General features: G+C 72.1%; 13 protein-coding genes. 8 read left to right on the plus strand and 5 right to left on the minus strand.

Going from position 1 to position 13,210, the window contains the following annotated elements:
• Positions 1 to 72 precede the first annotated feature (72 nt).
• On the minus strand, positions 73 to 480 hold the full coding sequence (locus tag AN215_RS23790) for a CBS domain-containing protein (RefSeq protein WP_070011069.1): 408 nt from the start codon (positions 478 to 480) through the stop codon (positions 73 to 75).
• Between the two features lie 229 nt (positions 481 to 709).
• The gene (hisN, locus tag AN215_RS23795) at positions 710 to 1,504 is read right to left on the minus strand and encodes a histidinol-phosphatase (RefSeq protein ID WP_070011068.1); all 795 of its coding nucleotides are present in this window, start codon (positions 1,502 to 1,504) and stop codon (positions 710 to 712) included.
• A 234-nt stretch (positions 1,505 to 1,738) separates the two neighbouring features.
• On the opposite strand from hisN, the gene AN215_RS23800 reads away from it, so the two are divergent.
• On the plus strand, positions 1,739 to 2,329 hold the full coding sequence (locus tag AN215_RS23800; RefSeq protein WP_070011067.1) for a TetR/AcrR family transcriptional regulator: 591 nt from the start codon (positions 1,739 to 1,741) through the stop codon (positions 2,327 to 2,329).
• A 120-nt stretch (positions 2,330 to 2,449) separates the two neighbouring features.
• Here AN215_RS23800 and rsgA read toward each other — a convergent pair whose 3' ends face one another.
• From rsgA to AN215_RS23815, 3 genes are all read right to left on the minus strand, one after another.
• Positions 2,450 to 3,460: a ribosome small subunit-dependent GTPase A gene (gene rsgA / locus AN215_RS23805; RefSeq protein WP_070011066.1), complete on the minus strand. Its 1,011-nt coding sequence runs from the start codon at positions 3,458 to 3,460 to the stop codon at positions 2,450 to 2,452.
• A 14-nt stretch (positions 3,461 to 3,474) separates the two neighbouring features.
• On the minus strand, positions 3,475 to 4,848 hold the full coding sequence (aroA, locus tag AN215_RS23810) for a 3-phosphoshikimate 1-carboxyvinyltransferase (RefSeq protein WP_070011064.1): 1,374 nt from the start codon (positions 4,846 to 4,848) through the stop codon (positions 3,475 to 3,477).
• A 110-nt stretch (positions 4,849 to 4,958) separates the two neighbouring features.
• Complete coding sequence (locus tag AN215_RS23815; RefSeq protein ID WP_070011416.1) at positions 4,959 to 5,672, minus strand: M50 family metallopeptidase; 714 nt, start codon at positions 5,670 to 5,672, stop codon at positions 4,959 to 4,961.
• 122 nt (positions 5,673 to 5,794) lie between these two features.
• Here AN215_RS23815 and AN215_RS23820 point away from each other — a divergent pair, with 122 nt between their 5' ends.
• From AN215_RS23820 to AN215_RS23850, 7 genes are all read left to right on the plus strand, one after another.
• On the plus strand, positions 5,795 to 6,613 hold the full coding sequence (locus AN215_RS23820) for an SOS response-associated peptidase (protein WP_070011063.1): 819 nt from the start codon (positions 5,795 to 5,797) through the stop codon (positions 6,611 to 6,613).
• A 172-nt stretch (positions 6,614 to 6,785) separates the two neighbouring features.
• Entirely contained in the window at positions 6,786 to 7,556 is a 771-nt protein-coding gene (locus AN215_RS23825; RefSeq protein WP_245694677.1) for an alpha/beta hydrolase family protein, read from the plus strand.
• A 245-nt stretch (positions 7,557 to 7,801) separates the two neighbouring features.
• A complete protein-coding gene (locus AN215_RS23830; protein ID WP_070011062.1) occupies positions 7,802 to 8,452 on the plus strand; it encodes a sigma-70 family RNA polymerase sigma factor in 651 nt (216 codons plus the stop codon).
• A complete protein-coding gene (gene rsrA / locus AN215_RS23835; RefSeq protein ID WP_070011061.1) occupies positions 8,449 to 8,817 on the plus strand; it encodes a mycothiol system anti-sigma-R factor in 369 nt (122 codons plus the stop codon). The genes AN215_RS23830 and rsrA overlap by 4 nt, the downstream gene beginning before the upstream one ends.
• A 245-nt stretch (positions 8,818 to 9,062) precedes the next feature.
• Positions 9,063 to 10,694, plus strand: a complete 1,632-nt coding sequence (locus AN215_RS23840; protein ID WP_079123358.1) for an HD-GYP domain-containing protein — start codon at positions 9,063 to 9,065, stop codon at positions 10,692 to 10,694.
• Positions 10,691 to 11,935 (plus strand): HD-GYP domain-containing protein, encoded by a 1,245-nt coding sequence (locus tag AN215_RS23845; protein ID WP_070011060.1) that lies wholly within the window; start codon positions 10,691 to 10,693, stop codon positions 11,933 to 11,935. The genes AN215_RS23840 and AN215_RS23845 overlap by 4 nt, the downstream gene beginning before the upstream one ends.
• A 173-nt stretch (positions 11,936 to 12,108) precedes the next feature.
• Positions 12,109 to 13,107, plus strand: coding sequence for a tetratricopeptide repeat protein (locus AN215_RS23850; protein ID WP_070011059.1), 999 nt, complete (start codon positions 12,109 to 12,111; stop codon positions 13,105 to 13,107).
• Positions 13,108 to 13,210 lie beyond the last annotated feature (103 nt).

The following is a 13,210-nucleotide window of genomic DNA, read 5'->3' on the forward strand; positions in this document are numbered from 1 at the left end:
CCGGCCGGTGATCCGGCCGGGGCCTGCTTGTGCCTGTTCCGGTGAGTTGCCGAGTGGTGTGCGGCGCGCGCCTCACACCCCGACGGTCCCCACGGTCTGCGCTCTTCCGGTCCAGCAGCGCACGATGTCCCGTACGGAGACGATCCCGACGGGCTCCTGTCCGCGCATCACGATCAGGTGGCGGAACCCGCCGTGGGTCATGGCCTCGGACGCCTGCTCCAGCGTCCACTCCTCCGCCGCGAAGACGACGTCGGTCGTGGTGTGTGACTGGGCCGTCTCCTGGTCGGGTTCCTGGCCCGCTCCCAGGGAGTTGAGGATGTCGCGCTCGGTCAGGATGCCGAGCCCGCTGGTGTCGGGGTCGAAGACCACGGCCGCGCCGACCCGCCGGGCCGACATCAGAGCTGCGGCCTGGCGGAGTGTGTGGGCGGGACCGATGGTGAGGACGACCGTGGTCATTGCGTCTCGGACGAGGGTGGGCATGTGCGTGGTCCACCTCCTGGAGAAACCTCTTCCGCTCGAGAAGAGATTCACAAGGTCACAAGCTTACGGAGTCTTATGTTCACACGGCTTCCGGACCACAACAAGGGCACAAGCACGGGCAGGGGAGCGCGCGGTTCCCGCACCGCGCCGGGTTCGCGCAGGCGGGCGGACGGGCGTGCAGGCAGCAGGCGTGCAGGCAGGCACGCAGACCGGCGTACCGACAGGCGTGCTAGGCCGTCAGATAGGTGAGCACTTCCTCGTGCAGCAGACCGTTCGAGGCGAGGGCGTTACCGCTGTGCGGGCCCTCCCTGCCGTCCAGGCCGGTGAACACGCCCCCGGCCTCCTTCACGATGATCGCGGGGGCCGCCATGTCCCACAGCGAGAGCTCGGGTTCGGAACAGGCGTCCACCGAACCCTCGGCGACCATCATGTACGGCCAGAAGTCCCCGTAGCCGCGCGTACGCCAGCAGTCGCGGGTCAGTTCGAGGAAGCCGGGGAGCATGCCGCGTTCCTCCCAGCCGTGCAGCGAGGAGTACGCGAAGGACGAGTCCCGCACGGACTCGACCCGCGAGACATGGAGGCGGGTGGCCTGCGAGAGGCTGCGGCCCGTGTAGGCCCCGCCCCCCTTCGCCGCCCACCAGCGCCGGTTGAGCGCCGGGGCCGAGACCAGGCCGACCACGGGCTGGTCGCCGCCCTCGCCCAGCTCGGTCAGGGCGATCAGGGTGGCCCAGACCGGGACTCCGCGAACGTAGTTCTTCGTCCCGTCGATCGGATCGATGATCCAGCGGCGCGAGCCGTGGCCCTCAGTGCCGAACTCCTCGCCCAGCACGGCGTCGCGCGGACGCGTGCGCTTGAGCGACGTACGGATCAGCTCCTCGGCAGCCTTGTCGGCCTCGCTCACCGGAGTCAGGTCCGGCTTCGTCTCGACCTTGAGATCGAGAGCCTTGAACCGCTCCATCGTCGCGGCGTCGGCGGCGTCGGCCAGTACGTGGGCGAGACGCAGATCATCGTGGTAGTCCGGCATGTGTGAACAGTATCTACCGACCGGATACCCAGCCACAGGGCAGTGCCACCGGGAAGCCATGCGAGTGCCGTCCATTCGCTCCGACGGACCCGGCGGCGGAGAACGGGCGGTACCGGGAGGGCCGGCGGCAGGCTCCCGACCGGCGACTGTGACCTGTCTCCGCACGCTGTCTTGACAGGACTTGGCGACGCGTCAATTCTGTCCCGCACCCCAGCCGCCGGGTCCGGAGGCACGATGCCTACTGCACGCGAGACATTGCTGGAAGCCGCACACACGGCCGTCGGCACACAGCCTTGGGCAGGAGTGCGGATGGTGGACGTCGCCACCGCCGCCGGTGTGTCCCGGCAGACGCTCTACAACGAGTTCGGCACGAAGGAAGGGCTCGGAGCCGCCCTTGTGAACCGCCTGGTCGAAGGTTTCGTCGAGGGTGCGGTGCGGGCCGCCGCCGAGGGCGGCAGGGGAGGCGCCGATCCCGCGGCCTCCTGCGCGGCCGCCGCCGCCTGGATGCTGCGGACCGCTCGCGACGAGCCGATCGTCCGTGCGGCCCTCACGGGATGCTGGGGCACACCGATGCCGCTGCCCCCCGAGAGTGTGTCCGCCGCCGTACGCCCCGGTGAACCGGGAACTCTCGCCGCCACGCTGTGCGAGCGCATGATCGACGGGCTCTCGCAGAACGGGTCCTCCGGCAAGCTCGGCCTGGCGTGCGAGGCGGGGGTGCGGATCGCGCTGTCGTTCGTGGTCGCGCCCTCGGCCGGCCGGCGGGACGAGGAGGCGGTCGGTCAGATCCGTGAAGTCGTGAGGGCGTTGCTCGCGCAGCCGCGCTGAACCGCGCTGAACCGCGCTGAACCGCGCTGAACCGCGCTGAACCGCGCTGAACCGCGCTGAACCGCGCTGAACCGCGCTGAGCCGTCTTGGGCCGCACCGCCGGTGCGCTGCCACGGGCCGTCAGTCCCCCTCGCGCTGCTCCCGCGTGGCCAGCAGCCGGCGCAGCGAGTACAGGCGTTGCGGATCCGCGTGGCCGTCCGCGACCCACTGGTCGAGGGCGCAGTCCGGCTCGTCGTGGCTGCAGGCGCGCGGGCAGCCGGCGGTGCCCGGTTCGAGGTCGGGGAAGGCTCCGATGACCCGAGACGGGTCGACGTGGTGGAGCCCGAAGGAGCGGACCCCCGGGGTGTCGATCACCCAGCTTCCCTCTCCGGGCAGCGGCAGGGCGAGTGCGGAGGTCGTCGTGTGGCGGCCCCGTCCTGTGACCGCGTTGACGTGGCCGGTTGTGCGCTGCCGCTCCCGGGGCACGAGTGCGTTCACCAGAGTGGTCTTGCCGACGCCGCTGTGCCCGACGAACACGGTGATCCGTCCGTACAGCGACTCCCGTACGCGCTCCGCCGTATCGCCGTCGGCCAGTTCGGCGCGGCTGGTGACGACATGGGGCACGCCCAGCGGCGTGTACTTCTCCAACAGCGGCCCGGCCGGGGCGAGATCCGACTTGGTCAGCACGAGCAGCGGGTCCAGCCCGGCGTCGTACGCGGCGACGAGGCAGCGGTCGACCAGGCGCGGCCGTGGCTCCGGGTCGGCGAGCGCGGTGACGATGGCGAGCTGGTCGGCGTTGGCGACGACCACGCGTTCGTACGGGTCGTTGTCGTCGGCGGTGCGCCGCAGTACGGATGTGCGCTTCTCGACCCGGACCACGCGCGCGAGGGTGTCCTTCTCCCCGGACAGATCGCCGACGACGGCCACCCGGTCCCCGACGACGACGCCCTTGCGGCCCAGCTCACGGGCCTTCATCGCGGTGACTGTCCGGTCCTCGACGAGGCAGGTGATGCGGCCCCGGTCGACGGTGAGCACCATGCCCTGGGCGGCGTCCTCGTGCTTGGGGCGGTCGTGCGTGCGCGGACGGCTGCCCCTGCGGCCCGGACGTACGCGGATGTCGTCCTCGTCGGTGTGCTTGCCGTAGCGGCGCATCGCCCGGCCCGTCCTCAGGCGCTCTCTTCGACGCGCGTGCCGCCGCCCTGCGAGCCGTCCGCGCCGGGGCCCGCCTGGCCCAGCATCGCCGCCCACATGCGGTCGAAGTCCGGGAGGGTCTTGCCCGTCGTGGCGATGTTCTCGACCTGTACGCCGTCGACCGCCAGGCCGAGAAGGGCACCGGCTGTGGCGAGGCGGTGGTCGTCGTAGGTGCGGAAGACGCCCCCGTGCAGCGGGCGGGGCCGGATGCGCAGCCCGTCCGCGGTCTCGGTGACGTCGCCGCCGAGGCCGTTGAGCTCCTTGGTGAGCGCGGCGAGCCGGTCCGTCTCGTGCAGCCGCAGATGGCCCACGCCGCGCAGCACCGACTCCGACTCGGCGAGCGCCGCGACGGCGGCGATGCCGGGGGTCAGCTCGCCGACATCGCTCAGGTCGACGTCGAGCCCCCGGACGCGGCCGCTTCCGGTGAACGTCAGCCCGCGCTCGTCCAGTTCGCAGGAGCCGCCCATCTCGGTGAAGATGCCGCGCAGCGCGTCGCCGGGCTGGGTGGTCTGCTCGGGCCAGTCGGGGACGGTGACACGTCCACCGGTGATCAGCGCGGCAGCAAGGAAGGGCTGCGCGTTGGAGAGGTCGGGCTCGACGACCAGATCACGGCCGAGCAGAGCTCCCGGGGTGACCCGCCAGACGTCGGGCTCGCCGCCGTCCTCGGGTGCGTCGACCTGCGCGCCGGCCTTGCGGAGCATGTCGACCGTCATGCGGATGTGCGGAGCCGAAGGCAGGGCGGCGCCGGTGTGACGCACCTCCACGCCCTGGTTGAAGCGCGGGCCGGACAGCAGCAGCGCGCTGACGAACTGGCTCGAGGCCGACGCGTCGATCTCCACGGTGCCGCCGGCGAGGGAACCCCCGCCGTGCACCGTCATCGGCAGACGCCCACGGCTCTCGTCGTCGACGCGGGCGCCCAGGGCACGCAGCGCGTCGATGACGCCGTGCAGCGGACGTTCGTACGAGCGCGGGTCGCCGTCGAAGCGCACCGGGCCGTCCGCCAGGGCTGCGACGGGTGGGAGGAAGCGCATCACGGTGCCCGCGTTGCCGACGTCGACGGTGGCCGGGCCGTGCAGCCCGGCGGGGATGATGTGCCAGAACTCGCCGGTGCCGTCCGGGCCGACGCCCTCCTCGACGTGCACACCGAGCGCGCGCAGGGCCGCGGCCATCAGCAGGGTGTCCCGCGAGCGCAGCGGGCGGCGCAGCCATCCGGTGTCGGCGGACAGGGCGGCGAGCACGAGACCGCGGTTGGTGACCGACTTCGACCCGGGCACGGCGACGGTCGCTTCGACGGGTGCGTCTGCGAACGGCGCGGGCCACAGAGCGGCGGGGGCGGTTTGCTCGGTCATGAGATTCACCTTAGTCGTTCGCCGGACACGCCGGCCGTGGCGTATCCGGCGGACCGGAGGCCCCGCACGGAGCCTCCGCGGCGCAGCTCACAGGGCTACCGGCCGCGGTGTCACAGCCCGAGCAGCCAGCGGCCCCCGCCGGTCAGCGAGCACAGCGAGACCGCGTGGAAGAGCACCAGCCAGACCAGGGCGGGTACATGGGTGAGCCGCGAGAGCTGGTCCGCGTCGGAGTCCGGGGCACCGCCGCGGCGGCGCTTCCCCTGGAGCTCGAAGACCGGCCGTACGCCCCCGAGCAGCAGGAACCAGACCACGACGTACGCGAATCCGGCCTGCACCTGCGGCTCGGTCAGCCAGGAGACCAGGACGAAGAGGCCGCCGGTGAGGAAGACGGTGAGCACGCCGTACGCGTTGCGGATCATCGCGAGCATCGCCAGCAGCAGTGCGGTGGCGCTCCACAGCAGGAGCGTTATGTGGTTCGCGGCCAGCAGCCACGCACCGCCGAGGCCCAGCAGGGAGGGGGCCGTGTAGCCGGCGGCCGCGGTCAGGACCATGCCGATGCCGGTCGGCTTGCCGCGGGAGAGGGTGAGGCCCGAGGTGTCGGAATGGAGCCGGATTCCCTCGAGTTGACGTCCGGACAGCAGGGCTATGAGGCCATGCCCGCCCTCGTGCGCGATGGTGACCGCGTTCCGTGACAAGCGCCACACGCCGTGCGGCACGACCGCCGCGAGGGCTATGACGGCGGTCGTGAGGACCAGCCACTGGTCCGGATCCGGCTGCGTGCCGAAGACCCGGTCCCACAGGCCGGCGATGCTCGTGGTGTCCATTCTGTCCTTCGTCCTCCCCTGCCCCGCGCCCGTGCACTGCACGCACACCTTCTCCCTGAACGGAATGTGCTTCTCCGTGAACGCGGGGCGCTCCACATCAGTGCCGTGGCAGTGTGGCACTTATGTGCGGACGCTATGCAGCAAGCCGGAGACCGGAGGACCTCGTCGCCCTCTTCGGCGTGGAGATGATGGACCCCCAGGAGACCCTGGCGGCCGACTGGAACGTCGCCCCGACGAAGCAGGTGCACGCGGTCCTCGACCGCCCCGTGAAGGGCCTGGACGATCCGCGGCCGGTACGGCAGTTGCGGACTCTGACGTGGGGGCTTGTGCCCAGCTGGGCCCAGTCGCCCGAAATGGGCGCCAAGATGATCAATGCCAGGGCGGAGACGGTGCACGAGAAGCCGGCCTTCCGCCGCCCTTTCGCCGCCCGCCGGTGTCTGCTCCCGGCCGACGGATATTTCGAATGGTCCACGGCAAAGGGAGAGCTTCAGCTGGAGCAGGAGGGGAGGAGGAAGCGGCCGCGTAAGCAGCCGTACTTCGTGACGCCCGCGGACGGTTCCGTGATGGCGATGGCCGGGCTCTACGAGTTCTGGCGCGACGGCACGCTGCCCGACGGCCACCCGAGGTCCTGGTGGGCGACGTGCACCGTGGTCACCACCGAGGCGGAGAAGACGCCGCTCGTGGGGCACACCGGCGAGGACGGGCCGGAGTCGCTGGCGGACATCCACCCGAGGATGCCGCTGATGCTGATGCCGGAGCGCTGGAACGCCTGGCTGAACCCGGCGCGCAGGTCGCAGGAGGACCTGCGGGCGCTGCTGCAGCCGCCGCCCCCGGGGACGATGCGCGCGTACCCGGTCTCCACGGACGTCAGCAACGTACGGAACAACGGCCCCGACCTGGTCAGGGAATGGACCGGGCCCGAGGTCGGCACGCTGTTCTGAGGCCGACCACCGACTGCTGACCACTGACCACTGACTGCTGACCACTGAGCACGGTCGACGACCACCGACCAACCGGTCGACGAACGACCACCGGCCGGCGCCGCTGACCACGGACCGGGCCGGACGGGGACGGGGACGGAAACGGGGACGAGACGGGGCAGGATGGCTTTCCATGACCAAGAAAGCCGCAGGCGCCGGACACGGCGCAGACGCCGGGCAGGCCCGGAAGACGGGGACCACCGCGAAGACGGGGGCCACCGCGAAGCCGGGAAGCACGGCGAGTCCCGCCACGGACACCCGGACCGTCCCGACCCTGGCCGGGGACGCCCGCATCACCTGGTACCACTCCACCGGTGAGGCCCACGCGGTGCTCGCCCTGGGCCACGGCGCCGGCGGCGGAATCGAGGCGCGGGACCTCCGGGCGCTCGCCGCGGCCCTGCCCGCGACGGGCGTCACGGTCGCGCTCGTCGAGCAGCCGTGGCGCGTGGCAGGCAAGAAGGTGGCGCCGGCGCCGAAGACGCTCGACTCGGCATGGCGGGAACTGTGGCCCGAGCTGTGCTCGCCGGGGCTCCCCGTGGTCGCGGGCGGGCGCAGCGCGGGCGCACGGGTCGCCTGCCGTACGGGCCGGGAGCTGGGCGCCGGGGCCGTACTCGCGCTCTCCTTCCCGCTCCATCCTCCGGGGAAGCCGGAGAAGTCCCGTGCCGGTGAGCTGACCGGCACCGGGCTGCCCGTGCTCGTGGTGCAGGGCGGGCGCGACCCCTTCGGGCGTCCCGGCGAGTTCCCCGAGGGCACCCGGATCGTGGAGGTGCCGGACGGCGACCACGGCTTCGCCGTGCCCAAGCGCGCGGAGACCGGGCAGGAGGAGGCCATGGCCGTCCTGACCGACGGTGTCGCGGGCTGGCTGGCGGGGCTCTCCCTCCCGCCCGTCGCGGACCGGCGATGACTACCGGGCGCGGGAATGAACACCCGCCCGGGATGTGTTCACGGCAGAGTCAGAGAGTCGAGACCAAGGGAGCCGTCAGTATGGGTTCTGTCGCTTGCCCGCAGCGTCCGAAGGCCGCTGACCTGGACTGGGCCACGGTCGCGCTTGCCGGCGGGACGACAACCGGGGCGGCGCGCGGAGTGGAACGTCGTCTATTCTCCGATTCGGGCGGGTCCGCAACCGGGTTCGCCGTAGCACCGGAGGAGGTGGGTCCGGTCACCGGGACCGAAGACGGCGGCAACGCCGGGCAGGAAACCGAGGCGGAGCGCAGCGCGCGCTTCGAGCGGGACGCGCTGAACTACCTCGACCAGATGTATTCGGCGGCGCTGCGCATGACGCGGAATCCGGCGGACGCCGAGGACCTGGTCCAGGAGATGTACGCGAAGGCGTACGCCTCCTTCCACCAGTTCCGTGAGGGCACCAACCTCAAGGCGTGGCTGTACCGCATCCTCACCAACACCTTCATCAACTCCTACCGGAAGAAGCAGCGCGAACCTCAGCGCAGCGCGGCGGAGGACATCGAGGACTGGCAGCTCGCGCGAGCCGAGTCGCACATGTCGACCGGCCTCCGCTCCGCCGAGGCGCAGGCTCTCGACCACCTTCCGGACTCGGATGTGAAGGAAGCCCTGCAGGCCATCCCCGAGGAGTTCCGCATCGCGGTGTATCTGGCGGACGTCGAGGGATTCGCCTACAAGGAGATCGCCGACATCATGGGCACGCCCATCGGCACGGTCATGTCCCGGCTGCACCGCGGCCGGCGGCAGCTCCGCGGCATGCTGGAGGACTACGCGCGTGACCGCGGTCTTGCGCCCGCGGGTGCCGCACAGTCGCACGACGGGAAAGGTTCGGGCTCATGAGCTGCGGAGAGCCGCACGAGACGGACTGCTCCGAGGTGCTGGACCACCTCTACGAGTACCTGGACCGGGAGATGCCGGACAGTGACTGCGAGAAGTTCAAGGAGCACTTCGACGAGTGCTCTCCCTGCCTGGAGAAGTACGGCCTCGAGCAGGAGGTCAAGAAGCTCGTCAAGCGCTGCTGCGGCCATGACGACGTGCCGTCGGACCTGCGCTCGAAGGTGATGGGGCGGATCGAACTCATCCGTGCTGCCGAGGCCGCGGGCGCCGAAGTCCCCGGCGGCCAGGCCGAGTCGGAGGCGGGCGGCGAGTCGCCGCAGGCTCCGCCGCCGTCGGAGTCCGTCACCGGGCGCAAGAAGTACGCCTGACGCGTGGTGCGGTGCGCCTGACCCGTGATGCGGTGGCGTGCCGACGCCCTCGACGGTTCTGCTCTCGCTCCCGATTCGCGGCGCCCGTACGGGAGTTGGGGTGGCCCTGCCCGGGCATTCGGTCTCTTCTCACTCAAAGGTGTGAGAACTTCCTGTCCCGAACGGACCATTGAGCGGATGAGGCCCCACTGCCGCCACTCCCGTCCTATTCTCCCCTTCCAACGTGGTAAGGGGAGGAGTTTCCGATGCGTGCAGGGCGAGCCGGCCTGCCGTGGGGGGCACGCGGGCTCATCGCGTGTGCGGCGTCCGGCGCGCTGGGCTGTGCGGCCCCCGCTCTCCGGGATCTTCCGCGCCTCGAATGGGGCGTACTGCTGCCGCTGGCCGCGCTCTACGCGATCTGTGAATACGCGCCGCGCTGCCCGCTGATGGGCCACAAGGTCCCCGGCAACATGGGCGCGTTCTTCCCGGTGCTGCTGACCGCCGCCTTCCTGCTGCCCCCCGCTGCCGCCGCGCTCGTACCGCTGCCGGGGGCGCTGATCGGCCGCGTCGAGCCCGGCCACGCGGCTGCCCGGCGGACGTGGCACGCGGCCCAACTGGCCCTCGCGGCCTGGGCGTCGGCGCAAGTCTGCTCACTGCTGGGCGGCAGTCTCTCCGTCCCGTCGGGCGGCGGGGGTCCCGCCACCGCGGGCCCCGCGCTCGTCCCGTTTGCGGGCGGTTTCCCGGACGTGCTGTGGGCGGCGGCCGCCGCGGCGCTCACCTTCTGCGTCGTGGTCACGGCACTGGACGGGGCCGTTCTGGTCGCCGCGGAGCGGTGTGCGCTGCGTGCGGCGTGGCGAGGCCAGTTCCAGCGGGCGGCGGGGCCTCATCTGCTGCACGGACTCGTCGGGCTCATGATGGCGGTGCTGTGGCGCAGCCCGTACGGACCGGCAGCGGCGTTCTTCGTGCTGCTGCCGATGTACATCTGCTGCTGGGTGTTCGCCCAGTACCACCGTGAGCGCGGGGCCCACCAGTCCACGATCAGGGCGCTGGTGCAGGCCGTGGACATCAAGGACCGCTACACGCGCGGCCACAGCGAGCGCGTCGGCAGGGCGTCCGTGCTGATAGCGCGTGAGCTCGGCATGGACGGCGAGCGGACGGAGGCGCTGCGCTTCGCCGGCATCCTGCACGACGTCGGCAAACTCGGCGTGCCCACAAGGCTGTTGCGCAAGGACGGCCCGCTCACCCCAGAGGAACGCCGTGTGATCGAGCTGCATCCCGAGTACGGGCACGAGATGGTGCGCGGCATCGGCTTCCTCGGGGAGGCGCGTGACGCGATCCTGCACCATCACGAGCGGCTCGACGGCAGCGGCTATCCCTACGGGCTGTCGGGCGCCGAAATCCCCGAGTTCGCACGGGTGGTGGCGGTGGCGGACGCCTTCGACGCCATGACCTCCACGCGCAGCTACCGCCGTGCGCGGCCGGTCGGGACGGCGGTGGCCGAGCTGGAGCGGTGCGCGGGCACGCAGTTCGACCCGAGGATGGTGTCGGCGCTGGCACGGGCCCTGAACCGGGAGGAGTGGTCGCCCGCCGTCACGGCCGACAGGCCGGGCGGAAACGTACCGGCAGCGCGAGAGCGGGGCGGAACGGCGGAGCGGGACGAGCGGAGCGCGCGGGCTGCGAACGGAGCCGGCGGAGCGTACGGAGCCAACGGCGGCAACACGTCCCGCCGCGCCGGGGCCGACGGCGGCAACGGGTCCCACGCGTCCCAGCGCCCGGCCGGCAACGGCGGCACCGTCGCCAACGACGCCGGCGACCCCAACGGCAGTGCCGGTTCCGCGAGTTCGGCACGTCCGTCGCACGACGCCGAGGAAGCCCGCGCGGGGCGGCCCCCGGCATGAAGTACCTCGTCGCGCTGAGCCGTGCGTCGGCCGTGGTCCTGAGCTGCGCCGCGCTCGGCGTCACCTTGTGGCGCGGCCTCGAACAGCCGCTGGTGGCACTGGCGTTCGCTGCTGTCATCGCCGTCGGCGAATCCGCACGTGTGCGGATGCCCGGCCGCGACCACGACGGACGCGCTCCGACGAGCGCACCCCTGGGCGCCGCCGGCGCACTCGGATACGCGCTGCTGGGCGAGGTCGGCGGACGGGACACCTCCCACGGCGCCCTGCAGGTCGTCGCCGTCGTGATCGTCGCGGCGCTGGCCGGCAGTGCGCCCCGCGCGGCGCGCGGCCCGTCCCTCGACCTGGACCAGGCGATGCGCGGAGTGCTCGCCGTCGGGTTCGCCGCGACGTGCTTCCAACCTCTGTACACCTCCGGCGTGTTGGCGCACTGGGTGGGGCGCGGCCCGTACTACGCGCTCTGCCTGCTCGCCGTCACCCTGCTCACGGGCTTGTGCGACGCATGGCTGGCCGTCGTCTTCGCCGCGGCCGGCACCGGCAGACCTGTCGTACCGCTGCTGCGCGGCCAGCTGCGCGCCCGAGTCGGCATAGCCCCGGCCATCGGCGCGACGGGTGCGGTGATCGCCCTCGCGGTGGCCGTCGCCGGACTGTGGGCACTGCCCGTCTTCTGCATTCCGCTGCTGCTCACGCAGTTCTCCTTCCGCCGGTACGCGTCCGTACGCGCCACGTACAGGCAGACGATCGCCTCGCTCGCGCGCTCCACCGAAGTCGCCGGCTACACGCCGCACGGGCATGCACGCAGGGTCGCCGAGCTGAGCTGTGCCGTCGGACGCGAGCTGGGGCTGGCGGACCCGGAACTCACCGTGCTGGAGTACGCGGCCCTCATGCACGACATCGGCCAGCTCTCCCTCGTTGACCCGGTCGCCTCCGGCGCCACCGAAGCGCTCGACCCCGAGCTGCAGCGCCGGATCGCGCTGCTGGGCGGTGCCGTGGTGCGGCAGACGGGAGTGTCCTCCGAAGTCGCCGTGGTGGTGGAACGGCAGGCCGATCCTTTCCGTGAGCAGCCACTCACAGCACGTATCGTCCGCGCCGTCAACGCGTACGAGGACATGGTCGCCGGGAATGCTTCCATGGAGGGCTCGCTGCGGGCCCTGGAGCGGCTGAGGCTGGGGTGTGCCCGGAACTACGAACCACGCGTCGTGGAGGCCCTGTCACGCGTGGTGTCCCGCGGTACGCCGGGTTGACGCCGGGTAGTGAGCAGGCCCCCGCGCGGGCATGGTTGGATGCGAGAGGGGAACTCCGTACATGGCGCCCACCGTGCTCAAAGCGGGCACGGGGCAGCGGGACGACAGGGCGCCGGGAGCAGGAGCGAGCGCGAGAGCAGCCGGTCAACTGGCGGGAATCAGGCGGGAACATCGTGAGGATCTTCGGCAGGGTGAGGCACCGTCCCTCCGCCTCATGGCGGCAGGCGACGGACCGTGCCTTCACGCTCATCGGGGACGGACGCTACGAGGACGCGGACGAGCTGCTCACGCAGGCCGCCGACCTCGAACCGTGGCTGTCGGAGTCCTGGTTCAATCTCGCGCTGCTGCACAAGTTCCGGCACGACTGGGAGCAGGCCCGCACCGCCGGCCTGCGCGCCGTCGCACTGCTGGAGCGGCAGACGGGCGCTCCCGACTGGTGGAACGTCGGAATCGCCGCCACCGCCCTGCAGGACTGGCCGCTCGCCAGGCGCGCATGGCAGGCGTACGGGCTGCGCGTGCCCGGGCAGTCACACACCGCGGCGGTCGCCGAGCCGGCGGGCATGCAGCTGGGCAGCGCGGCCGTGCGTCTCTCGCCCGAGGGCGAGGCCGAGGTCGTATGGGGGCGGCGCATCGACCCGGCACGCGTCGAGGTCCAGAGCATCCCGCTGCCCTCCTCCGGGCGGCGCTGGGGCGAAGTGGTGCTGCACGACGGGGTGCCGCACGGCGAGCGCACCACGGTGGGCGGCCCGTCCTACCCGGTCTTCGACGAGATCGAGCTGTGGGCCCCCTCACCCGTGCCCACATGGGTGGTGCTGCTGCAGGCGGCCACCGAGGCCGACCGGGACGCGCTGGAGCGGCTGGCGGCGGAGGCCGGCTTCGCCGCGGAGGACTGGTCCTCCTCGGTCCGGCTGCTGTGCCGTACGTGCTCCGAGAGCAGGATGCCCGCCGACGAGGGCGACGGCTCCGCGCACATCGATCCGCACGATCACAGCTCGCCGGGGCACCCCGGCCCGCTGGGCCACATGGCTCCCGGGGGACCCGGGGAGCTGTGGGTGCCGGAGCGTGAGTGCGGGCTGGCGGCCCCGGGCGGTCTCGTGCGGGGGCTGCTGGACAGCTGGGCCGCGGACAGCCCGGACACTCGTGAGTGGCGCGATCTGGAAGAGGTCTGCTGAGCGCCGGCGGCCGGCCGTAGATCACTGCACGGGGGCCCGTGCCGGGGGGCCGGACGGCGGCCCCGGACGGGGGTGCCGTGCCTCCCGCTACGCTGTGGGGCGA

The sequence above is a fragment of the Streptomyces abyssalis genome (assembly GCF_001751365.1).
GTDB lineage: Bacteria > Actinomycetota > Actinomycetes > Streptomycetales > Streptomycetaceae > Streptomyces > Streptomyces abyssalis.

What these genes read in the sequence shown, in the direction of transcription:
- AN215_RS23790 (WP_070011069.1), bottom strand. Translation starts at nt 480, where the DNA reads ATGCCCACCCTCGTCCGAGACGCAATGACCACGGTCGTCCTCACCATC.
- hisN (WP_070011068.1), bottom strand. Translation starts at nt 1,504, where the DNA reads ATGCCGGACTACCACGATGATCTGCGTCTCGCCCACGTACTGGCCGAC.
- AN215_RS23800 (WP_070011067.1), top strand. Translation starts at nt 1,739, where the DNA reads ATGCCTACTGCACGCGAGACATTGCTGGAAGCCGCACACACGGCCGTC.
- rsgA (WP_070011066.1), bottom strand. Translation starts at nt 3,460, where the DNA reads ATGCGCCGCTACGGCAAGCACACCGACGAGGACGACATCCGCGTACGT.
- aroA (WP_070011064.1), bottom strand. Translation starts at nt 4,848, where the DNA reads ATGACCGAGCAAACCGCCCCCGCCGCTCTGTGGCCCGCGCCGTTCGCA.
- AN215_RS23815 (WP_070011416.1), bottom strand. Translation starts at nt 5,672, where the DNA reads ATGGACACCACGAGCATCGCCGGCCTGTGGGACCGGGTCTTCGGCACG.
- AN215_RS23820 (WP_070011063.1), top strand. Translation starts at nt 5,795, where the DNA reads ATGTGCGGACGCTATGCAGCAAGCCGGAGACCGGAGGACCTCGTCGCC.
- AN215_RS23825 (WP_245694677.1), top strand. Translation starts at nt 6,786, where the DNA reads ATGACCAAGAAAGCCGCAGGCGCCGGACACGGCGCAGACGCCGGGCAG.
- rsrA (WP_070011061.1), top strand. Translation starts at nt 8,449, where the DNA reads ATGAGCTGCGGAGAGCCGCACGAGACGGACTGCTCCGAGGTGCTGGAC.
- AN215_RS23840 (WP_079123358.1), top strand. Translation starts at nt 9,063, where the DNA reads ATGCGTGCAGGGCGAGCCGGCCTGCCGTGGGGGGCACGCGGGCTCATC.
- AN215_RS23845 (WP_070011060.1), top strand. Translation starts at nt 10,691, where the DNA reads ATGAAGTACCTCGTCGCGCTGAGCCGTGCGTCGGCCGTGGTCCTGAGC.